General features: G+C 64.4%; 19 protein-coding genes. 7 read left to right on the top strand and 12 right to left on the bottom strand.

The features are described 5' to 3' along the window. Nucleotides 1-53 precede the first annotated feature (53 nt). Entirely contained in the window at nt 54-1,004 is a 951-nt protein-coding gene (locus tag EP237_RS02740; protein WP_127557890.1) for a GlxA family transcriptional regulator, read from the bottom strand. Between the two features lie 110 nt (nt 1,005-1,114). Between EP237_RS02740 and EP237_RS02735 the strand changes: the two genes are divergently transcribed. From EP237_RS02735 to EP237_RS02720, 4 genes are read left to right on the top strand one after another with little or no spacing between them, the layout of a single operon-like run. Beyond that, complete coding sequence (locus tag EP237_RS02735; RefSeq protein ID WP_127557888.1) at nt 1,115-1,825, top strand: GntR family transcriptional regulator; 711 nt, start codon at nt 1,115-1,117, stop codon at nt 1,823-1,825. Nucleotides 1,826-1,835: 10 nt separating this feature from the next. Then, the gene (locus EP237_RS02730) at nt 1,836-2,753 is read left to right on the top strand and encodes a dihydrodipicolinate synthase family protein (RefSeq protein WP_127557886.1); all 918 of its coding nucleotides are present in this window, start codon (nt 1,836-1,838) and stop codon (nt 2,751-2,753) included. 3 nt (nt 2,754-2,756) lie between these two features. After that, nucleotides 2,757-4,253, top strand: a complete 1,497-nt coding sequence (locus EP237_RS02725) for an aldehyde dehydrogenase (protein WP_127557884.1) — start codon at nt 2,757-2,759, stop codon at nt 4,251-4,253. Continuing rightward, nucleotides 4,250-5,578: an NAD(P)/FAD-dependent oxidoreductase gene (locus EP237_RS02720; RefSeq protein WP_127557882.1), complete on the top strand. Its 1,329-nt coding sequence runs from the start codon at nt 4,250-4,252 to the stop codon at nt 5,576-5,578. The genes EP237_RS02725 and EP237_RS02720 overlap by 4 nt, the downstream gene beginning before the upstream one ends. Nucleotides 5,579-5,587: 9 nt before the next feature. Here EP237_RS02720 and EP237_RS02715 read toward each other — a convergent pair whose 3' ends face one another. Beyond that, on the bottom strand, nt 5,588-6,190 hold the full coding sequence (locus EP237_RS02715) for a TetR/AcrR family transcriptional regulator (protein ID WP_127557880.1): 603 nt from the start codon (nt 6,188-6,190) through the stop codon (nt 5,588-5,590). Nucleotides 6,191-6,317: 127 nt separating this feature from the next. Here EP237_RS02715 and EP237_RS02710 point away from each other — a divergent pair, with 127 nt between their 5' ends. After that, complete coding sequence (locus EP237_RS02710; protein WP_240661466.1) at nt 6,318-6,731, top strand: cupin domain-containing protein; 414 nt, start codon at nt 6,318-6,320, stop codon at nt 6,729-6,731. Nucleotides 6,732-6,761: 30 nt separating this feature from the next. On the opposite strand, the gene EP237_RS02705 is transcribed toward EP237_RS02710, so the two are convergent. The 6 genes from EP237_RS02705 to xylF form a co-directional block, all read right to left on the bottom strand. Next, nucleotides 6,762-7,637, bottom strand: a complete 876-nt coding sequence (locus tag EP237_RS02705) for a DMT family transporter (protein ID WP_127557876.1) — start codon at nt 7,635-7,637, stop codon at nt 6,762-6,764. Between the two features lie 40 nt (nt 7,638-7,677). Further along, entirely contained in the window at nt 7,678-9,708 is a 2,031-nt protein-coding gene (locus tag EP237_RS02700; RefSeq protein ID WP_127557874.1) for an NADH:flavin oxidoreductase, read from the bottom strand. Between the two features lie 4 nt (nt 9,709-9,712). After that, the gene (locus EP237_RS02695; protein WP_127557872.1) at nt 9,713-11,269 is read right to left on the bottom strand and encodes a trimethylamine methyltransferase family protein; all 1,557 of its coding nucleotides are present in this window, start codon (nt 11,267-11,269) and stop codon (nt 9,713-9,715) included. A 162-nt stretch (nt 11,270-11,431) separates the two neighbouring features. Beyond that, nucleotides 11,432-12,184, bottom strand: a complete 753-nt coding sequence (locus EP237_RS02690; protein WP_127557870.1) for an ATP-binding cassette domain-containing protein — start codon at nt 12,182-12,184, stop codon at nt 11,432-11,434. A 1-nt stretch (nt 12,185) separates the two neighbouring features. Continuing rightward, a complete protein-coding gene (locus EP237_RS02685; RefSeq protein WP_127557868.1) occupies nt 12,186-13,481 on the bottom strand; it encodes a sugar ABC transporter permease in 1,296 nt (431 codons plus the stop codon). Between the two features lie 91 nt (nt 13,482-13,572). Then, on the bottom strand, nt 13,573-14,601 hold the full coding sequence (gene xylF / locus EP237_RS02680) for a D-xylose ABC transporter substrate-binding protein (protein WP_127557866.1): 1,029 nt from the start codon (nt 14,599-14,601) through the stop codon (nt 13,573-13,575). A gap of 180 nt (nt 14,602-14,781) precedes the next feature. Between xylF and EP237_RS02675 the strand changes: the two genes are divergently transcribed. Further along, a complete protein-coding gene (locus EP237_RS02675; protein WP_127557864.1) occupies nt 14,782-15,999 on the top strand; it encodes an ROK family transcriptional regulator in 1,218 nt (405 codons plus the stop codon). Then, complete coding sequence (locus EP237_RS02670) at nt 15,989-17,509, top strand: CRTAC1 family protein (RefSeq protein ID WP_127557862.1); 1,521 nt, start codon at nt 15,989-15,991, stop codon at nt 17,507-17,509. The genes EP237_RS02675 and EP237_RS02670 overlap by 11 nt, the downstream gene beginning before the upstream one ends. Before the next feature lie 55 nt (nt 17,510-17,564). Here EP237_RS02670 and EP237_RS02665 read toward each other — a convergent pair whose 3' ends face one another. The 4 genes from EP237_RS02665 to xylB are packed head-to-tail and all read right to left on the bottom strand — an operon-like array spanning nt 17,565 to nt 22,609. Next, complete coding sequence (locus tag EP237_RS02665; RefSeq protein WP_127557860.1) at nt 17,565-18,857, bottom strand: cytochrome-c peroxidase; 1,293 nt, start codon at nt 18,855-18,857, stop codon at nt 17,565-17,567. Further along, nucleotides 18,854-19,840, bottom strand: a complete 987-nt coding sequence (locus tag EP237_RS02660) for an aldose epimerase family protein (RefSeq protein WP_127557858.1) — start codon at nt 19,838-19,840, stop codon at nt 18,854-18,856. The genes EP237_RS02665 and EP237_RS02660 overlap by 4 nt, the downstream gene beginning before the upstream one ends. 7 nt (nt 19,841-19,847) lie before the next feature. Continuing rightward, the gene (gene xylA / locus EP237_RS02655; RefSeq protein WP_127557856.1) at nt 19,848-21,161 is read right to left on the bottom strand and encodes a xylose isomerase; all 1,314 of its coding nucleotides are present in this window, start codon (nt 21,159-21,161) and stop codon (nt 19,848-19,850) included. Further along, nucleotides 21,158-22,609 (bottom strand): xylulokinase, encoded by a 1,452-nt coding sequence (gene xylB / locus EP237_RS02650; protein ID WP_127557854.1) that lies wholly within the window; start codon nt 22,607-22,609, stop codon nt 21,158-21,160. Before xylB ends, xylA begins: the two co-directional genes overlap by 4 nt. Nucleotides 22,610-22,811: the final 202 nt, after the last annotated feature.

The following is a 22,811-nucleotide window of genomic DNA, read 5'->3' as shown; positions in this document are numbered from 1 at the left end:
AACCGGAACGAGGGGTTTCTGACTCCTCGATCGGGTGCGGCCATTGCAATAGATCAGGATATTCGGCCTCTTTGGCTGCCCGGTGCCACCCCGAAATGGGACTTGTAGCTTCGCGCGAAATGGCCTGAGCTCTTGAATCCACAGGCAAACGCAACCTCTGTCACAGGCATTTCGGTTTGCAGCAGAAGGTGCCGGGCCTTCTGCAAACGGATATCGACCTGGTATTTCTTGGGTGAACAATTCAGATAGCGCCCGAACAGCCGCTCCAATTGCCGCACCGAGATTCCGATCTCCGCCGCGATATCAGCTGGCGAGATCGGGAATTCGACGGTTTCATTCATTCGGCGAATGGCGTGGCTGAGGTGGCTGTTCCGAATACCATGCCTTGCCTGGAAGGACAGGCGTTGTTCCGCGCTTGCATTGCGGACCGTATTGTAAACCATCTGGTCGGCAACATCTGCGGCAAGCGTATTGCCGTGCCGGGCCTCTATCAGATGCAGCATCAGATCGGCGGTTGCAGTGCCCCCGGAAGAGGTGACGGTCTTTTCATCCGCCACGAAGACGCTGCGTTGCAGGTTCACATCAGGAAACTCTTCCATGAAGGCGTCGTGATAATCCCAATGGATCGCGGCGCGTTGCCCGTCCAGCAGCCCTGCACGCGCCAGAATCCATGTGGCCGAACAAAGACCACCGATCTTCACCCCCCGACGCGCCTGACGTCTGATCCCATTCATCAGACTGCGGGTCGCGCGGCCTTGCACCCCGATACCGGACAGAACGAACAGGCGGTCCACCGGGGGCAGTTCGTCCAACGTGCAATCGACCTGACTGACGATCCCGTTGGAGCACGCAACGGTCGGGCCGGTCTCTGACACCAGCGTCCACTCATAGAGCGTCTCGCCACTGATCATATTGGCGATGCGCAAGGGATCGACCGCACAGCCGAACGCCATGTGGGTCAGGTCCTCGACCAACAGGAAAGCGAAGTGTTCAGGGCGTGGCATCGTCATGTCCTCAGGATAGCGCAGCTTTGCCGGGAATTCTCTTTGTATGCAATATGTATTTTATTTGCGCACGATCTTTGCTAGGCAATCCCGGCAACGAAGGAATTCCGATGCCCGATTCGACCCCAAGCCCCAAGGATAGCTGCTATCAGGCGCTGAAAACCGCGATCCTGACGCTGGAGCTTCAGCCCGGCGCCGATCTGGATGAGGCAAGCCTGAGCGCAGAGTTCGGCCTGTCGCGCACCCCGCTGCGGGAGGTGCTGCGGCGGCTGGCGGGGGAAGGTTATGTTGACTTGCGCCAGAACCGTGGCGCGCGGGTCAGTGAAATGTCCCACACCACCCTGCGCGATTTCTTCCTCGCCGCCCCGATGATCTATGGCGCGATCCTGCGGCTGGCGGCGGAAAACGCGACGCCTGCACAGATCGAAGAGCTGAAAACCACCCAGGCGAGGTTCCGCAAGGTGCTGCAACAGGGATCGGCCCGCGACCGCGCCTTGGTCAACAACCGCTTCCATGAGATCACGGGCGAAATGGCCGGCAATGTCTACCTGCTGCCGTCCTTCCAACGCCTGCTGATCGACCACGCCCGGATTTCCATGACCTTCTACCGCCCGCGCGACGCGGCCATGGCCCGCAGCGTGGACGAGGCTGCCGACCAGCATGACCAGATCATCGCCGCGATCGAGGCGGGCGACTCTGATGCCGCCGCCATGCTGGCCATCGACCATTGGAACCTGTCTCGCCACCGCATCGAACTGTTCGTGATGCCGGGCGGGCTCGACCTGCCGCTTGGCGCGCCGCCACGCGCCGCAACCGCCTGAGGAGAGGCCCATGACACCCATCTTCCGGTTCGAGGGGATATATACGCCCGTCGTGACCCCCTTTCATGATGACTACTCCGTCAACTGGGACGCGCTGGCCGATATGATCGACAGCCTGATCGCAGCGGGGGTTCACGGGCTGATCTCCGGCGGGTCGACGGGCGAGAACTATGCGCAGACGGTGGAAGAACGGCTGGAAATCGCCCGCTTCACCCATGACCGCATGAAAGGCCGCCTGCCGCTGGTCGTGGGCACTGGTGCGATGCTGACCGCCGACTCCGTCGCGCTGGCAAGCGGCGCCAAAGACATGGGCGCCGACGCGATCCTGCTGGCCTCGCCCCCCTATGCGGTGCCGACCGACCGGGAAAACGCGCTGAATGCGCTTGCCATCGACAAGGCGGCTGGCCTTCCCGTGATGCTCTACAACTACCCCGGCCGCACCGGCACGATGATGGGCGAAGACTTCCTCGACCGCGTGGGCCGCAGCCGAAATTTCTGCGGCATCAAGGAAAGCTCGGGCGATATCAACCGGGTGCATCTGCTGGCCCGTGATTACCCCCACATCCAGCTTGGCTGCGGCATGGATGATCAGGCGCTGGAGTTCTTCGCATGGGGGTCGCGGTTCTGGGTCTGCGGCGGATCGAACTTCCTGCCTGCCGAACACATCGCGCTCTACAACGCCTGCGCGGTCGAGGGGAATTTCGACAAGGGCCGCCGGATCATGTCGGCGATGATGCCGCTGATGCGGGTGCTGGAACAGGGCGGCAAGTTCATCCAGACGATCAAGTATGGGGTGGACCTGAACGGGATCACGACAGGCCCCATGCGCCCGCCGCTCAAGGGTTTGAACAAGGACGACAAGCGCGCGCTGGAACAGGTGGTCGGCGTGCTCAAGCGCACCATTGCGCAGATTGAGGCGGAGGGCTGAGACATGGACCTGCTGACACGCGACGAATACAAGGCGCTGGCCGCCGAGATGGACTTCCCCAATGCCGCCTATATCGACGGGGCCTATCGCCCGGCGATCTCTGGCAAGACCTTCGCCACGGTGAACCCGGCAACGGGGGAGACACTGACAGACGTGGCCGCCTGCGGGGTCGAGGACGTGGATTTCGCGGTGGCGAAGGCGCGAGAGGCCTTCGACGATGGCCGCTGGTCGCGGATGCACCCGGCAGACCGCAAGGGCATCCTGATCCGCTTCGCCAAGCTTCTGACCCGGAACGCCCGGGAACTCGCGGTGATGGAAAGCCTCGACAGCGGCAAGCCGATCTACGATTGCGAGACGGTGGACATCCCCGAGACGATCAACTGCATCAAGTGGCATGCGGAGGCGATCGACAAGATCTACGATCAGGTCAGCCCGGCCTCCGACGATCATATCGCCATGGTGGTGCGCGAACCCATCGGTGTCGTGGGCCTCGTCCTGCCGTGGAACTTCCCGCTTCTGATGCTGGCGTGGAAGATCGGCCCGGCCGTGGCGGCAGGATGCTCGGTGGTGGTGAAACCGGCGGAGGAAACCAGTCTGACCGCGCTGCGCGTCGCGGAACTGGCAACCGAGGCGGGCCTGCCGCGCGGTGTGCTGAACATCGTTCCCGGCAGCGGGCCGGAGGTGGGCGAGCCGATTGGCCGCCACATGGATATCGACGCGGTGTCCTTCACCGGATCGACCGTCACCGGCAAGCGGTTCCTCAGCTACTCGGGCGAGTCGAATGCCAAGGAAATCACGCTGGAAATGGGCGGCAAGAACCCCGCCATCGTGATGGACGATGCCGAAAACCTCGACCGGGTGGCGGCGCATATCGTGCAGGGTGCGTTCTGGAACATGGGCGAGAATTGCTCCGCCTCCTCTCGCCTGATCGTCCACAAGGATGTGAAGGCGGAACTGCTGGAGCGTATCGCCCACCACGCGAAACAGTGGAACACCGGCGACCCACTGGACCCGGAAACGCGGCTTGGCGCGCTTGTCAGTGAGGCGCATTTCAACAAGGTCTGCGGCTATGTGGAGAAAGCGGAAAGTTTCGTGATCGGCGGCAAGGCCGAGGGGGGCTTCGTTGAAGCGACGGTGGTGGACATCCCCGGCAACGATCACGTCCTGGCGCGCGAGGAAATCTTCGGGCCAGTTCTGTCGGTGATCACGGTGGACAATTTCGACCAGGCGATCCGCGTGGCGAATGACACCGATTACGGGCTCTGTGCCTCGCTCTTCACCGCCAATGCCAAACGCGCCATTCGCGGTGCGCGGATGCTGCGGGCGGGGACCGTGACCGTGAACAGCTTCGGCGAGGGCGATGCGACGACCCCCTTCGGCGGGTTCAAGCAATCGGGCTTCGGCGGGCGCGACAACGGTATTCACGCCCATGACCAGTACACGCAGCTGAAAACCATCTGGCTGGACCTCGCCGATGACGCGGATGAGGCGGTGGAGTGAGCAGCCATCACGCCCGGCGCCTGCCGGTTCACAAGGGGCCGGCCGCATGGTCGGCCATCCTGCCGGGGCAGCCCGCCCCGGTGCCGCTCTCGGACAATATCACCGCCGATGTGGCGGTGGTGGGGGCAGGCTTCGCGGGGCTGTCCGCCGCGCGGCGGCTTCTGCAACTGGACCCGACGCTGAAGGTGGTGGTGCTGGACGCAGGTCGCGTGGCCGAAGGCGCGGCGGGCCGCAATTCCGGCTTCATGATCGACCTGCCGCATGATCTGGCCTCTGACGACTACGCCGGGTCTGGCGATGACCGGGCCGTGATCGCCCTCAACCGGCAAGCCATCGCTTTCGCCCTGTCGGCAGCCGAGGAATATGGCATCCCCCGCGATTTCGCGGATCCCGTGGGCAAGGTGAACGGGGCGGCGAGCGCAGCGGGACACGCCCACAACGAAAGCTACGCCAAGCACCTGTCCACACTTGGCGAGGCGTCCGAGATGCTCGACGCCAAGGCGATGGAAGAGCTGACCGGCAGCGCCTATTACCTCTCGGGCCTCTACACGCCGGGCACGGTGATGCTGCAACCGGCGGGATATATCCGGGGGCTGGCGGAGGGGCTGAAGGCCAAGGCCGCGATCCACGAAAACAGCCCCGTCACCGGCATCGCACGGATCGGAAATGACTGGCATGTCGGCACCGCGCATGGCTCCGTCACCGCACCAAGGGTGATCATGGCCAATAACGGCCAGCTCGAAAGCTTCGGCTTCGCCCGGAACAGGCTGATGCATATCTTCCTCTATGCCTCGATGACGCCGGTTCTGCCCGAGGGTGCCGTGAAAGGCGCGGATCGGTGGGGCGTGACGCCGTCCGATCCCATGGGCACCACCATGCGCAAGATCAGCGGCGCACAGGGGGGCAGCCGGATCATCACCCGCACGGCGGCAAGCTTCAAACCCGGCATGGTGGCGAGCGACGCAGCCATGCGCCGGGCTCGCCGTATCCATGACCAGAAGTTCGGCAACCGCTTCCCGGACCTGCGCGGGTTGGAGATGGAGTTTACCTGGGCGGGTCATCTCTGCCTCAGCCGGAACAGCGTGTCGGTCACGGGGGAGCTGGAGGAAGGGCTCTACGCCGCCTGCTGTCAGAACGGGCTTGGCACCGCGCGGGGGACGCTCACCGGCATGGGGGCGGCGGAAATGGCGATGGAGGTGGACAGCGACATCACCCGCGCGCTGCGGGCGGAGCCGGACCCGACACGCCTTCCCCCCCGGCCCCTTTCGGATATCGGGGCGAACGTGTTTCTGCGCTGGAAAGAATGGCGCGCCGGGGCGGAATAGACACCACGCTCACCTCTGGCCTGCTTGCCCGGCGGGCCCGAGCAACCGATCCAGTATCGCCAGTGTCATGGTCGACACCGCCTCGCGTGCCTGTTCAGGCTCCGCCCCGGCCACGTCCAGCAGCGCCGTCATCGCCTCGATGCCGGTCGCGGGGGCAAGCGCCCGAACCAACGCATCCTGATCCGTTCGCGACAACCCCCCGTCGTCATCGGCCAGCGCCTGGCGATACATGCTGATGCGCCGCGCACCTCGACGCACCTTGTCCGTGCCGGAGGCCGAAACCGTCAGTGTCCGCCCAAGGAACTGGCGAAAGCCCATTTCATTTTCGAGCGCAAGATCAAGGAAATAGAGGTTAATGGCGAGCAAACGCTCTCGCAGGCTGTTCGCGTTCCGCGTGATGTCTTCATAGGACTTCACCTCGATGTCCAGCATCGCCTCCGACACCAGAATGTCGGGGTCCGAGAAATAGCGGTATGCCGTAGCCTTCGACACGCCGTGCCGCTCTGCCGCGGCGGCGACGGTCACGGGGGCACCTTCGGACAGAAGCTGGCGTGCGCCATCCAGGATCGCCCTGCGCGTGCGTTCTTTCTGGGACGTTCTGCCCTTGGTCATGCCGATCCTCCAGTTAATGAGACACTTGTCTCATATTGAGATTTGTGTATCATAATCGCAGGAATCAAGCAACAGGAAACACCCCATGTCGGATCGCGCACGCACATATAACGTATTGAATATTCTCATGAACTTTCACGCATTTCCCGACGAGGTGGATGGAAAATACTGCCTTGTGGAATGCGTGGTTCCCGTTGGCGCGGGCGCGCCCCCAAACCACCATGCCGGGGAAACCGAGGGATTCTTTATCCTCGACGGTCAGGTCGGCTTCATGATCGACGGCACGGAAACCCTTGCCCGGAAGGGCGACTTCATCCCGATACCGGACGGGGCCGTGCATGCCTTTCAGGCGGTCGGAGACGCGCCTGCGCGGCTCCTGATCCTGAACAGCCCCGGCAATATGCACGAGGCTTTCTTTACCGGGATCGGCACAGTCCTGCCGAATGGTCAGACCGACCTGCCTGCCCCGTCGGAACCGAATATCCCCGCCGTGCTGCAAAAGGCCGAAGCGGTCGGCATGACCATCCTTCCCCCCGCGTAAGCTTTCCCTGGCGACGGCGCGCTGGCCGGATCAGCGCGCCACCGGGACCCGGCGGCGGCGGCGCAGTGCGATGAGGTTCGAGACCAGAAGCGCCCCGATCACCACCGCGCCACCGAAGATCGCCCAGATACCGGGGTCTTCGCCCACCACGGCCCAGACCAGCAGCGGTGCGAGGACGGATTCCAGCAGGATCAGCAGCGCCACTTCCGCCGAGCTCAGGTAGCGCGGGCCGAGGACCAGCAGGCAGGAGGACGCGCCGATGATCGCCCCGTGTGCCAGGAAGAGCGGCCATTGCGGGGCAAAACTCGCCAACGGGTCGGAAATGGCCGACATCATCAGGGCGGCCAGGAAATAGGCCACCGGCACCGCCGGGATCATCGAGGTATCGCGCAGCCGCCGCACCGCCGTCAGCGCAGCGGCGAAGGAGGCGGAGGTGTAAAGCGCCCAGAGGTCGCCCTTCCACGAGGCCAGTTCATTCTCGCCCGAGCCATAAGCGATGACCCCGAGCCCCGCCAGAACGGCGACGATGGTCAACAGCATCCGTCGCGTGATCGGCTCGCCCAGAAAGACCCGGCTGAAGACGGCGGCGAAGATGGGCATCGAGGCGAGGATGAACACCACGTTTGCCACGCTCGTATGCGCCACCGCCATGACGAAGCCCGGCGCGGTGGAGGCAAGCAAAACGGTGTAGATCACCCCCGGCCAGCCGGTGCGCAGCACGGCGCGGAAGCCGCTCAACCCCTGAAACGCCAGCACGGCGGAGGCGACCAGAAGCCCCGCGATCAGCCCACGCCAGAAGACGATCACCGTGGGTTCCGCCACGATGAGCCGCACGAAAAGCGAATCCGGCACCACGAGCAGGACGCCGCAGGTTGTGATCAGAAGGCCTTTGAGGTGGTCGGTCATGGTGGTGACAGAGCGGCAAAGCGCGGGAAAAGTAAATCCCTTATAGGGACTTGCAGACCCTCAACGCATCGTAGACAGCGGCATGGATGTTCCGCCCCGCCACCGCATCCCCGATCCGGGCCAGCCGGAAGCGGCCGTGCGGGTTCAGCTGCCGGAACGGGTCGGTGCCCGCGATCATGGCCGCATGGTCAAGCTGGCCGAGGTTGGACGAGCCTTCCTTCAGCGCGTGATAAAGCGCGTCCGAGGGCGTCAGGCCATGTTCCACCACCACATGATCCACGCTCCGCCTGACGGTGTCGCCGGTCAGCACATGGCGCAGCGTGGCCAAGAGTTTCGCACCGTCCGCCTCGACGCGGGTCAATTCGTGCAGGCAGGTCATTCGCACCCCGTCGCGGGCCAACTGGCGCAGGGCAACGGCGGAGGTCGTGGGGCCGAGATCGTGCAGCGCGGTGCGATCGGGGGTGACCAATTCCACCGCGCATCCCATCTCGGCCAGCGCATCGGCGGTAACGGCCCCGGGCTGGTCGCCTGCCTCGTCCATCAGCAGGACCGCGCCGGATGGCCGGGCCGCACCGGAGAGCACATCCCAACCGGACAGGGTCAGGTCGCCGCCGGGGATCGCGGGCGGCTCCGGCCAGCCGCCAGTGGCGATGATGACCGTATCGGGCGCCTCAGTCAGCACGTCCCCGGCCTCTGCATAGCAATTCAGCCGGGTTTCGACTCCGAGCCGCTCCACCTCGGCAATCAGCCAGTCGGCCACGCCCCTGACCTGCCGCCGCACCCTGCCCTTGCACGCGAGCAGCAGCTGCCCGCCAAGCCGATCCGCCGCTTCCATCAGCACCACGTCATGGCCCCGAAGCGCGGATACGCGCGCCGCCTCCAGCCCTGCGGGGCCGCCACCCACAACGACGACCTTGCGACGGATTTCAGCGGGGGCAATCACATGCGGCATCACCGCTTCGCGCCCCGTCGCGGCGTTGTGGCCACAAACGGCGGGCTTGCCCTGGTTCACGCGGTCGACACAGGCGCCGAGGCCGACACAGGGGCGGATACGATCTTCCTCGCCGCGCATCAGTTTCGCCACCAGATGCGGGTCGGTGATATGGGCGCGGGTCATGCCGACGAGGTCCACATGGCCTTCGCTCACCGCATGTCGGGCAGTGGCCAGATCGGCGATGCCGCCTGCGTGGATCACGGGCAGGCCCGTCGCCTGCCGGATACGGCCCGCTATGGGCAGATGCGGGGCGGCGGGCATCCCCATAGGCGGCACCCATCCCGCAAGGCCAAGGTCGTCATACGGCGCACCGGCGAGGATATTCAGGAAATCCACCTGCCCCGTATTCGCCAGCATCCGCGCCACGGCCACACAGTCATCAGCGGAGAGCCCGGCCTTTTCCAGTTCATCCCCTGTCATGCGGATGCCAAGGATCATCTCTGGTCCCACGGCAGCGCGCACGGCGGCCAGAACCTCCAGCGTCAGGCGTAACCGGTTTTCCAGCGACCCGCCGTAGTCGTCTTCTCGGTCATTCACCAAAGGCGACAGGAACTGCCCAAGAAGATGCGAATGCGAGAGCAGCTCGATCCCGTCGAACCCGCCCTCCTGACAGCGGCGCGCGGCGGCGGCGAAATCGCCCACCACCCGCGCGATATCCTCCCGCTCCATCCCCTTCGGGAAGGCCCGATGCGCCCGTTCTCGCCGCCCCGACGGGCCGATCACCGGCAGCCAATGGCCATCGTCCCAGGCCGTGCGCCGCCCCATATGGGTGATCTGGCACATGATCGCAGCACCATGGGATTTCACCCCCTCGGTCAGCCGCTGGAACCACGGCACGATGCTGTCATCGCCCGCGTAGAGCTGCCCAAACACAGACGGGCTGTCGGGCGCGATATTGGTGGACCCGCCCACCATGGTCATCCCGATCCCTCCCTTGGCCTTCTCCTCATGATAGAGACGGTAGCGGTCGCGCGGGTGCCCCTCCTCCACCAGGTTCGGGGCGTGCGCGGTCGAGATGATCCGGTTGCGGATCGTCAGGTGGCGCAGCTGGAAGGGCTCCAGCAGGGGATCGGCCATGCGGTCAGAACTCCTGGTTCAGGGCATCGGCAGCGGGAATTTCCCGCTCGCGCCGGGCGATATAGTCCAGCAGCGCCTCGTTCTTCGCCGGATCGAGTATCGGTTCCTCATATTCCCGCAGAAGCTTCCGCGCATGGGTCAGGGCCCGTTCGGTGATCTCTTTCGACCCCTCCGCAACCCATTGCTCGATGGAGTTGTTGTCGAATAGCTCCGGCATGAAAAAGGCCCGTTGAAAATTCTCCTGCGTATGCGGATGGCCAAGGTAGTGCCCGCCCGGCCCGATATCGGACACCGCGGCGATGCCTTCGTCGAAATCGTCCCACCTCGGCCCTTCGGCCATGCGGTAGGCCATGGCACATTGTTCGGCATCCACCACAAACTTGGCGACGGAACAGTGCATCCCGGCCTCGTTCCAGCCTGCCGAATGCCAGATGTAGTTCGCGCCCGCATGCATGACGGCGGAAAGCGTCGTGGCGCTTTCATAGCCCGCTTGCGCATCAAAGGTCTTGGCCCCGCCAAGCGTGTTCGAGGTCCGCCAGGGCACGCCATAGAACCGCGCCATCTGGCCGATCATGAAGTTCATCAGGCTGATCTCGGGCGTCCCCGCCATCGGCGCGCCGGATTTCATGGAGACCGTCGACAGGTAATGCCCGTAGATCGCCGGGCAACCGCGTCGGATCACCTGAGTGTAGGCGAGTGCCGACAGGGCCTCTGCGTTCAGTTGTGCCACGGCGGGCGCGACGGATGCGGGCGTGTTGGCGCCGCCCAGAACGAAGGGGCTGCACAGCACCGGCTGGTTCCGACGGCAGAACGCGCGCATCGCGCCCAACATGGTTTCGTCCCACACAAGCGGGCTGTTGCCGTTGCAATTGCCGGTGGTGACGGGGTGGGTTTCGAGGAAATCGTCCCCGAACAGGATCGCGCACATTTCCATCACGTCTTCGGCGTTCTTCGGACTGGTGGTCATGCCCATGAAGGTCTTGTCCGAGTGCTTCATCGAGGAATAGGTGATCCGCAGGTGCCGCTGGCTGATCGGGTGGTCATATGGCTCCACGATGTGGTGGGCAGAGCTGTGCAGCGCAGGCGACATGTGGCTGAGCTTGTGGAACATCGCCAGATCGGCCAGCGTCGGGTTCCTGCGCACGTCATCGAGATCCCGCAGGAAGGGCGCGCCGGTCATCGGCACGAAGATCGCGTGCCGCCCGCCAAGGCGCACGTTATGGGCCGGGTTGCGGGCGTGGTAGGTGAAATCGGCCGGGATCGTCGCGATCAGCTCTCGCACCAGCCCCCGGTCCAGATGCACCCGGTCGCCACGCACATCGGCGCCCGCGCGCTTCCAATCCGCCAGAGCAATATCATCGCGAAACACGACGCCCACGTTTTCCAGAATATCCATTGAGGCCGAGTCAATCCGCTCCACCTGCGATCCGTCCATCACTTCGCAATGTGGAAGGCTGTTCACCAGCCCCGGCAGCATGCGGCTGTCGGTGACCATGCGCTGACTGCGGCGGGCGTTGCGGCCACCGGCGCGGGCGCGGGGCTTGAGGGCGGTATCGGACATGGGCGGTCTCCATCCTGAAGGTGGACCAACTTGACCGCGCTTCGCCCCGGGGCACCTGCCCGAATGCGAAACGCCCTTGCAGGATACGACATGCGCCAAAATCGCCAACGAAAAACGGCGGCCCCCAGGGGACCGCCGCCTTGCTGAACTCTCGCCCCCGGATCAGGCGGCGGTTTCGTGCGGGTGCTTGCCGAGGATGATCATGCCGAGCAGGTCGTCATCCGTCACCTCGTTCACATTGACGGTCCCGACCAGCTGCCCGTTCTTCATCACGCTGGCCCGGTCGCAGAGGTTCATGACCTGATGAACGTCGTGGTCGATCAGGAAAATCCCGATGCCTTCGGCCTTCAACTGCTGGATCAGTTCGGCAACCATCTGCGTTTCATGGGGGCCAAGGGCTGCGGTCGGTTCATCCATGATCAGGATGCGCGCGTTGAAGTAGACGGCGCGGGCAATGGCGACCGACTGACGCTGACCGCCGGACAGGGCCGACACAGGCGCGTTGAACTTCTGGAAGTTCGGGTTGAGCCGCCCCATGATCTTGCGCGTCTCCGCCTCCATCGCGGCGTCGTCGACCAATCCAAGAGGCGTGACCAGTTCCCGCCCCAAAAACAGGTTGGACGCCGCATCGAGATTGTCGGCCAGCGCCAGCGTCTGGTAGATCGTCTCGATATTATGCGCCCGTGCGTCGCGCGGGTTGTTGATGGTGACCTTCTCTCCGTTAATGAAGATCTGCCCACCATCGGGCTTGTAGGCCCCCGACAGCATCTTGATCAGGGTCGACTTGCCCGCGCCATTGTGGCCGAGCAGACCCACGACCTCGCCGGGTTGCAGGTCGACCGTCACATGATCCACCGCCTTGATCCCGCCGAACGAGATCGACATGTCACGCATTTCTACAAGTGGTGCGGTCATATCAGTGATCCCCCGTGCGTTTGCGGTAGATGATGTCGATCAGGACGGCCGCGACCAGCACAACACCGACAACGATGTTCTGGTAGGGCGCATCGACACCGACCATGGCCATGCCCGATTGCAGCGACTGCATGATCAGCGCCCCCAGGATCGCCCCGTGAATGGTGCCAAGACCGCCCGAAAGCGCCGTGCCGCCAATGACCGCCGCCGCGATGACGCGCAGTTCATCGAGCGTGCCGATGTCGTTGGTGTGGTTGGCCAGACGCGCCGAGGCCACGACCGCAGACACGGCGCAGAGCGCGCCCATCAGGGCGAAGATCTTGACCGTCAGAAGGCGCGTGTTGATGCCCGACAGCTCTGCCGCATCCGGATTGCCGCCAGTGGCGAAGATGTAACGGCCAAGACGGGTGCGGCGGGCCAGGATGGTCATCGCGATGGCGATACCGATCAGCAGCAGAACCGAGATCGGCAGACCGTAGGTGGTGGTGAACCCTTCGGGCATGACCTCGCCCCGCGCCTCGAACAGGCGGCGCAGACGGGCCGTGGGAATTTCGTAGGAGTTCAGAACCCAGATGAAACCCATGATGGCAGAGGCGATGATTGCCGACAGGGTCAGCTCGGCCCAGACCGGCTTGACCGGAAAGTCATGGCTGGCCTTGCTGCGGCGGGAATTCCACATCGCGGCAATGGCAGCGACCGTCAGAACCCCACCGACGATCCAGGACAGGCTCGGCCCGAGCGTGCCGTTGATGCCACCGAAGGCCATGAAGGTCTCATCCAGCGGGCCGATGGTCTGACCGCGGGTGAGGAACCAGCCCACATTGCGCCAGACCAGCAGGCCACCAAGCGTCACGATGAAGGCGGGGATGGTCAGGTAGCCCACAAGGTAGCCATGGAAGGCCCCGATCAGGGCCCCCGCCGCGATCCCGACGACAATGGTGATCGGCGCGATGAGCGGATGCCCAAGCCCCAGCCCCATCATGTTGGGCAGGATATCGGTCTGTGTGATCGCCATGATGGCCGAACAGGTGGCCAGCAAGGCACCGACCGACAGGTCGATATGGCGGGTGACGATGATGAAGACCATGCCACAGGCCATGATGGCGACGGAAACGGTCTGGATCGTCAGGTTGAAGATGTTGCGCGGGGTCAGGAAGCGGCCTTCCGTGAAGAAATCGAACCCGATGCAAAGGATGATGAAGGCGCCAACCATTCCCAATAGACGCGTATCCAGCTCCAGTTGCTGGACGAAACTCTTGCGCTGCGGGGGAATTGGCTGAGACGTGGTGTCGGTCATGTCCGGACTCCAGAGTTCAGCGTGTCTGGTGGTGGTACGCCCCGACGAAGCGGGGCGTACCGGGTGCTACACTATGCAGTGTATCACAGGTTTAGCTGCAAGGCGCGGGGCCGTCGGTAACACCCTGGCAGAGCGTTTCCAGATCGATCCAGCCAGCATCGACAACGACGCTCAGGTTCTCGGCGGTGATCGGAACCGGTGCGAGGAACATCGAGGTCATGGTGGTGCCAGCGGGGCTGGTCCATTCCTGTGCGCCTTCAATGTCGGCCATCGCGGTGCCCTGTGCCAAAGCGACAGCGATTTCACCGGCCGCACGGCCCAGATCACGGGCGTCTTTCCACACCGACACGGTCTGGGTGCCAAGCGCCACACGGTTCAGCGCGGCGTGGTCACCATCCTGGCCGGACACCGGGATACCTTCCATGCCCTGCGCGGTCAGAGCGGCGACAACACCACCTGCGGTGCCGTCATTCGAGGCCACGACAGCGTCAACGCCGTTGTCGGTCGCGGTCAGGATCTGCTCCATGTTGCGCTGTGCGTTGGCGGGCAGCCAGCCATCGGTGTAGGCCTCGCCCACGATCTCGATCTCACCGGCGTCGATTGCCGCCTGCAGAACCTCCTGCTGACCGCCGCGCAGGAAGTCTGCGTTCGGGTCAGTGGGCGAGCCCTTGATCATGACGTAACGACCGGACGGTGCTGCTTCCAGAACCGCGCGGGCCTGCATCCGGCCCACTTCGACGTTGTCGAAGGTTAGATAGAAGGCGCGATCGTCTTCGATCAGGCGGTCATAAGCGATGACCGGAATGCCTTCGTCGGCGGCGGCCTGTACGGCCGGGCCAATGGCTGCTGCGTCCTGGGCCAGAATGATCAGGGCATCAACGCCCTGCGCGATCAGGCTTTCGATATCCGACAGCTGCTTGGATGCGGACGACTGAGCGTCGGCCGAAATATATTCCGCGCCTGCGGCTTCCAGCGCGGCAACGATGGCCGCTTCGTCGGTTGCCCAACGTTCTTCCTGGAAGTTGGACCAGCTGACACCAACGGTGATGTCCTGCGCAAAGGCAGCGGTGGTCATGGTTGCCGCAAACACCGTTGCTGCGGCTGCTTTCAGAAACTTCATGCTTTCCTCCCTGTGATACCTGGCGGGCCCAATGCGTGACCGAGTCCCTCCATGTTCCCCTGCTCTAGCACTATTTTTTTCAAAGATCAAATTAAATGATGAAGCCGGGGCCACAGTCCCATCGAACACTGCGCTTGCTGAATTATTTTTTTTGGTGAATTATACCTGTGGGAGGACATTGTGGCCAGCATTCAACGCACATCACCTGCGAATGATCAGCGCGAGAACGGGCGCCAGCATGTGTTCGACGCGATTCGCCAGGCTGGCCGGATCGCCCGAATCGACATCGCCCGCGAAACCCAGGTCAGCCCGGCCACCGTCACCGCAATCACCTCTGAACTGTTGAGCGCCGGGCTGATCGAGGAAATCACCCCCGAAGGCGACCGCACAGGCGCCAAACGGGGCCGCCCCCGGGTGGCGCTCAAGGTCCGCGGCGCGGCGCATCTGATCGCGGGCATCAAGATCTCCGACCGTTCGGCCACCGTGATCCTCGTCGATTTCGAAGGCCAGACCGTCGGGGAATATGATCACGAACTGCCCGGCCCGGTCATGTCCGCCGAAGAGATTGTCGATCTGGTCATGCGGGCCCTGGCCGGGGCCTGTGCCGCCGCCGGGCGTCATGTCCGCGAGATTTCTGGGGTCGGCCTCGGACTTGCCGGGCTCATCGACGCGACCCGCAACTTCGTGCACTGGTCGCCCTCTCTCGATCAACGCAACGTGGAACTGGGGCGCATGCTATCCGATGCCATGCCGGTGCCCTTCTACATGGACAATGATGCCAACCTCGTTGCGAAGGCCGAGCAGCTATTCGGCGAAGCGCGCAACGTGTCCGATTTCATCGTCATCACCATTGAACAAGGTGTCGGCATGGGCATCGTGATCGACGGCAAGATCTATCGCGGCGAACGCGGTTGCGGGGCAGAATTCGGCCACACCAAGGTGCAGCTCGACGGGGCGCTCTGCCGCTGCGGGCAACGCGGCTGTCTGGAGGCCTATGTCGGGGACTATGCCCTGCTGCGCGAGGCCAATATCCGCGGCAGCGCACAGCCCGAGGACGATCTGTCGGCGCTCTACGCCCGCGCCAAGGCGGGCGATGCGATGGCGCGGTCGATCTTCGACCGGGCGGGACGGATGTTCGCCATGGGGCTGGCCAATGTGATCAACATCTTCGACCCGAGCCTCGTGATCCTGTCGGGGGAACAGATGACCTTCGACTTTCTCTATGGCTCGGATGTGCTGGACCGGGTGAAATCCTCGGTCGTGCAGGTCGACGCGCCCCTGCCGGAAATCCGGGTGCATAAATGGGGCGACCTGATGTGGGCCAAGGGGGCTGCCGCCTGCGCGATGGAGGGGGTGTCGGAACTCACGATCCGCAACCTCGGTGCCGATGCGGCCTGACCTGTGCCTGACGGTTCTGCTGATCGCCGCAACGCCCGCGATGGCGGACCCACTGTTCGAGCCACGGTCCATAGCCCCCCACAGCTACGAAGGCGGATGGGAGCATTTCGTGGGCGGCGGGGTCGCGGCCTTCGACTGCAATGGCGATGACCTACCGGAGCTATACGCTGCGGGTGGGGAGAACCCGGCGCAGCTTTTCCTCAATCGCTCTGCCTCTGGCGGCGATCTGGTTTTCGATGCGGTGGACAGTGCCCTGTCCCTAACCGCCGTCATCGGGGCCTATCCGCTCGATATCGACAGCGACGGGATCATGGATCTCGCCGTGTTGCGGGTGGGGGACAACATGCTGATGCGCGGGCTAGGCAACTGCGCGTTTGCCCCATTCGAGGGGATCGGCTTCCAGACCGACACGCGCTGGACCACGGCGTTTTCCGCCACATGGGAGGCTGGCCAGACCCTGCCCACCCTCGCCTTCGGCAACTACGTGGACCGCACCGACCCGGAAGGCCCGTTCGAAGCCTGCGACATCAACCAGCTCTACCGGCCAGAGGGAGACAGCTACGCCCCGCCCCTGCCCTTGGCCCCCGGTTTCTGTGCGCTCTCCATGCTCTTCACAGACTGGGGGCGGCAGGGCCGCGCCGATCTGCGCGTCTCGAACGACCGGCACTACTATGTGCGCGGTGGCGAGGAACAGATGTGGGCGATGGAGCCCGAGCCACGCCTTTATGGACCCGAGGACGGATGGAACAGCCACCAGCTCTGGGGCATGGGCATCGCGTCGCGTGATCTGGATGGCGACGGGTTGTCAGAGGTCTACCTGACCTCCATGGGCGATCAGCGCCTGCAGGCCCTGAGCCAGGGTGCGGCAGGCCCCAGCTATCTCGACGCGCCCTATGAAAGCGGCGCCACCGCACACCGGCCCTATACGGGCGGCGATGGCAGGCCCTCGACCGGCTGGCACGCGGTGTTTGGCGATGTGGATAATGACGGGTGGGATGACCTGTTCGTCGCCAAGGGCAATGTGGAACAGATGCCGGGCAGCGCCATGGAGGACCCAAACAACCTGCTGATGGGCAGCCCTGATGGCCGTTTTGCCGAGGCGGGACTTGAGGCCGGAGTGGCCAGCCTGCACCGCAGCCGGGGTGCGGCGCTGGCCGACCTGAACGGGGATGGGTTGCTGGATCTGGCGGTCCTGAACCGTCACGCCCCGATGGAGCTTTACCAGAACGTAACGGAGGAAGCCGGCGGATGGCTGCTGGTCCATGTCACGCAATCAGGGCCGAATCGCGATGCCGTGGGGGCCTTCGTGGAACTTCGGTCGGAGGGCAGGCTCTGGACTCAGGAAATCACCGTGGGCGGCGGGCATGCGGGCGGCGTCGCGGGGCCGCTGCATGTCGGACTTGGGACCGCGCAAACCGTCGAACTGAGGGTGGTCTGGCCCGACGGGGATATCAGCGACTGGCGCTCGGTCAATGCAAACCAGCGGGTAACGCTCACGCGCCAAGGGTAAGGCGGGCCAAGGATTTTCCAAAATCCTTGCAAGGGTCTTGCAAGACCCTTCCCCGCTACCGATCCACCGGCAATCCGCTTGGCACGCTTTCCGGCACGCCCAAACGCCCCTCCGCGCCTGCCGTATCGGTCAACGTCTCCAGAAACGCCACCAGGGCGGCAACCTCATCGTCGCTCAGCTCCATTGGCTCCAGCTCATTCGCTGCCGCAATCGCCGCCATCTCGGCCGGATCATCCAGAATGCGCCAATCCTCCACCCCCGGCAGGACGGGCAACACCGCCTGGGTCCGATCATAGGCGTAGAGCGATCCGACGGGATCCAGATGATGCCGGATCACCCCCTCCAGCGTCGCATAGGCCCCCGCGTGCCCGTAAGGCGCGGTCAGGGCCACATTGCGCAGGCTCGGCGTGCGGAAGGCATAGGCATCCTCCGGGTCGCCGGTGACGCGCATCCGCCCCTCGTCGCGGGCGTGGCTTTCGAACCGCGCGGCCTTGCCCGGGCCGATCTGGACCATGGCGATGGCGTGGAAATCGTGGTCGGTCTGGAAACGGCCTGTGTGGCAGTCCGCACAGCCCGCTTCGCCGTAGAACAGCGCCACTCCCTGTGCCGCCGCCTCGGGCAACTCGGCCTCATCGGCAAGATAGAGATCGAAGGGACTGCGATCCGCGCGCCATTCGAAGCGGATGAAATCGGCGACAACGTTGGAGATGTCGGTGAAATGGATCTCCGCACCCGGCCCCAACACCTCGTCGAACCGCGCGCGATATTCGGGGATCGCATCCACCCGCGCTGCGATCTGGTCCCAGGCCCCACCCGCCAGAGATAGATGCCCCATGCGCACGGCCTGCGAAATCGGGTTCTCGGAATAGTGCCCGGCCATCTCATCCGCCGAGAGCACCGGGAACATCGCCTGCGCGGACAGGACCGAGTCGAACCCTTCGCTCATTGCATCGCCCAATGGCGTGCGGATGCCATTGGGCCGCGTCGGGTCCGCCTCCAGCCTGCCATCGTGGAACATGTGGGTGAATTCGGAGGCCCCAAGATTGAACAGCCCCGGCGCGTTCCGGGGAATGCGCTGCTCGGGCAGGTTCTCGGGGTCGGCCACCCGGTCCGGCCCCAGCCCATGCGCCCCGTCGCCAAGCGACAGCGACACCCCGTCACCGGTGCCCAAGCGCGGGTGGTGGCAGGTGGCGCAGGAGACCTCCTGGTTGCCCGACAGGATCGGGTCGTAGAACAGAAGCTGCCCCAGTTCGACGCGGGCGGGATCGGTCGGGGCGAACTCCGCCGGGGGGAATACCGGCTGCGCCAGCAGGGGCAGCGGGATCAGGGCGAGCGGCAGCCATCTCATTGCAATATCTCCATGATCTCGACCGTCAGCCGTTGGCGATAGGGTTGATCCGGCGTGACAATGATCGACGGGAAGGATGGGCAATTCACCGCGTTTGGAAAGCCCTGCGGCTCCAGCGCGATCCCGGCCCAGGGGGCAATGTGTTGGCCGAGGTGCGCGCCGCGCAGATTGGGCAACATATGCCCAGTATAGACCTGCAGCCCCGGCTGGTCCGACCACATCCGCAGGCGAAGGCCGTTCGGGGCCAGAAGTTCGGCAACCGGCAGCGCCGGGTCGCGGTCCTCAGGCGTCACAAGGTTCAGATCGGTCCCCATGCCGTCCGGGTCCGCTTCCGCCAGCACGGCCCCGGCGCGGTAATCGTGGCGGGTGCCCATGACGGGGGCGATGTCGCCGGTCGGGATCAGGGCGCTGTCCACGGGCGTCAACCGGTCCGCCGGGCAGGTGAAGTGGGCATTGCGGGACGTCTGCGGCACCCCGAGGCTGTAATAGCTGTGCTGCGCAAGGTTGATCGGCGTGGGCCGGTCTACCCTCGCGCGCATATCATAGTTCACGCGCGAACCGCTCAACCGAACGGTGACCTCGATATCGGCCTTGCCCGGAAACCCTTCCTCCCCGTCGGGGGAACGGTAAGAGAAACGGACCGCACGCACGCCGTCAGTTTCGGCTTGCCAGATGCGGGAATGCAGCCCCCCTGCCCCGCCATGCAGTTGGTTCGCACCTTCGTTCGCCGTCAGGCGATGATCCTGCCCATTCAGCACGAAGCGTGCCCCGCCGATGCGGTTTGCCACGCGCCCGGCGATCACACCCATATAGGTAGGGTTGTGCAGGTAATCCGCCAGGTCGTCGAAGCCCAGAACCACCGGCACCGAGGCCCCGCCAAGGGGCACCCACCAGCCCCGCGTGATGCAGCCGAGGTTGAGGAGCGAGAGCGAAACGCCCCCGTCCTCCAACCTGAAGTCTCGGATGTCCCCGGCGCGTGGCATTTCCCCCTCAGACGAAGCGGTTCACGACGTTTTCAAGGTATTCCTGCTTGCCCGACACGGGCGCGGGGTTGATCCCCTCGGCCTCGACCCGCGCGGCGATGTCCTCCAGCGAGCGGTCGCCGTTCAGCATCGCCTGCGCCTCGGGCGAGGACCATCCGGCGTAGCGATCCTCGACGAAGCCCGGCAGGGTGCCGTCTTCAATCATCGCGGCGGCGGCTTTCAGGCCGCGCGCGCACACGTCCATACCGCCGATATGGGCGATCAGCAGATCCTCCGGGTCAAGCGACTGACGGCGCAGCTTGGCGTCGAAATTGGTGCCGCCGGTGGTGAAGCCGCCCCCTTGCAGGATGTGGTAGTAGGCCAGCGCCACCTCGGGCACGTTGTTGGGGAACTGGTCGGTGTCCCAACCAGATTGATAGTCGTTCCGGTTCATGTCGATCGACCCGAAGATACCAAGCGCCTGCGCCAGAGCGATTTCATGCTCGAAGCTGTGCCCCGCAAGGATTGCGTGGCCTTGTTCGATATTCACCTTCACCTCGCCTTCCAGCCCGTGACGCTTGAGGAAGCCGTAGACCGTGGCGACGTCGTAATCATACTGGTGCTTGGTGGGTTCCTGCGGTTTGGGCTCGATCAGGATCGTGCCATCGAAGCCGACCTTGTGCTTGTAGTCCACCACCATGTTCAGGAAGCGCCCGAACTGTGCGTCTTCTTGTGCAAGATTGGTGTTGAGCAGGGTCTCATACCCCTCACGCCCGCCCCACAGAACATAGTTTTCGCCCCCCAAACGGTGCGTCGCGTCCATGCAGGATTTCACCGTCGCGGCGGCGAAGGCGAAGACATCCGGGTCAGGGTTCGTGGCCGCGCCCGCCATGAAGCGGCGGTTCGAGAACATGTTGGCCGTGCCCCAGAGCAGCTTTACCCCGGTCTGCTCCATCTTCTCGGCGAAGTAATCCGCGATCTGGTTCAGCGTGTCGCGGTTTTCGGCAAAGCTTGCGCCATCGGGGCGGATGTCGAAGTCGTGGAAGCAGAAATAGGGCACCTTCAGCAGGCTGAACATCTCGAAGGCCACGTCGGCCTTGAGCTTCGACAGCTCCATCGTGTCGGCCGGAAACCAAGGGCGTTCAAAGGTCTGCCCGCCGAACGGGTCATTCCCGGGCCAGACGAAATTGTGCCAGTAACAGGCGGCGAAGCGCAGGTGATCTTCCATGCGCTTGCCCAGGACGACCTCATCGGGGTTGTAGTGGCGGAAGGCCAGCGGATTGGCGCTGTCCGCGCCTTCGAACGGGATCTCGGTGATGTCCTTGAAGAAGCCGGTGCTCATGTCAGTGCTGCCTTGATGGAAGGGTAAAGGGCGCGGTAGCGGGCGTAGCTGTCGTCGTAAGCTGCCTGCAGGTCCGCGCGGGGGTCGATGGTGTCCGCCACTTGCGGCGGCGTCATGGTATCGTGAAGATCGGCGCCATCCGAGACCATGGCGAGCCGCGCCGCGCCAAGTGCTGCGCCGAATTCTCCCTTGGCGGGCAGGCGCAGGGGAAGACCCAGGATGGTGGCGAGGCTTTCCAGCCAGAACCGCGATTGCGTGCCGCCGCCGATGGCAAGCACGGACTCGAGTTGCGTGCCGGTGGATTTCAGCGCCTCCAGCGAATCCCTGAGCGCGAAACTGACGCCTTCCATGACGGATTGGGTCAAGTTTTGTTGGTCCGATCCGATGTCGAGCCCGACAAATGCACCGCGGATATCGGCGTCGTTGTGGGGCGTCCGTTCGCCTGACAAATAGGGCAGGAAGAGCGTGTCGGAGGGGCCATTGATGCTGTCGGGCAGGCGGCCCGCCAGCGTGGCGGGGCTGTCGTTCAGCGTCTTGGCCAGCCAGTTCAGGCAGTCGGTCGCGGCCAGGATCACGCCCATCTGGTACCAGGTATCCGGCACCGCGTGGCAGAAGCTGTGGACGGCGGTTTCGGGGGCGGGCGCGAAGCTGTCTTTCGCGGCCAGTAGCACGCCGGAGGTGCCGAGCGACACGAAGCCATCGCCCTCGCGGAAGCAGCCGACGCCGCAGGCCGCAACGGCATTGTCGCCGCCACCACCAGCCACGACGACGGGATTTTCGATGCCCCATTCAGCGGCCAGATCGGCGCGCAGCTGGCCCGATGCTTCGCTGCCTTCCACAAGGCGCGGCATCTGGTCGGGGCGCATGTGACCGGCGTCCAGCAAGTCGTATGACCAGTCGCGCTTGCCCACATCCAGCCAGCTTGTGCCGGCCGCATCCGACATGTCCGACACATGGTCCCCGGTCAGCCAGAGCCTGAGATAATCCTTTGGAAGCAGAACCTTGGCAACCTGTGCGAAGATCTCCGGCTCGTGCTGTTCCACCCACAGAAGCTTGGGCGCGGTGAAGCCGGGGAAGACGATGTTGCCGGACACTTCCCGAACGCCGGGGGTCGCATCCAGCACCGCTGCCTCGGCGTGCGAGCGAGTGTCGTTCCACAGAATGCAGGGGCGCAGCACGTTGTCCGAGGCATCCAGCAAGGTCGCGCCATGCATCTGACCGGAAAGACCGATGCCGCGCAGGGCGGACAGGGCCTCTGGCACCTCCGCTTTCAGCTTGCCAATGGCGGCGCGACATCCGTCGACCCAGTGGGCCGGATCCTGTTCGCTGTGGCCGGGTGCAGGATGGCTGACGGGGGCCGCCTGCTCTGCCGAGGCGACAAGTGTGCCATCCGCATCGACGAGCACGGCGCGCAGGCCGGACGTGCCCAGATCTAGTCCGAGATACATGGCTCCTCCCATGGCACCCTCCCCGGCGCCGCATTTATTTTGATAGATAAATTAATTTCACGGCGCGTGGCGTGAGTCAAGTCCCCGCATCTCGCCCCGACACCAAAAACAGGGGGGCGCCATGCGTGCACCCCCTGTACCCCCCCCGTACACCCCTCGTGCAGACCGAACACGAAAAACGGCGGCCCGGGATGTCCCAGGC

The organism is Nioella ostreopsis, assembly GCF_004000255.1.
Classification (GTDB): domain Bacteria; phylum Pseudomonadota; class Alphaproteobacteria; order Rhodobacterales; family Rhodobacteraceae; genus Nioella; species Nioella ostreopsis.
Note: the sequence above shows the minus strand (reverse complement) of the source record. Positions and strands in the feature narration are given on the sequence as shown.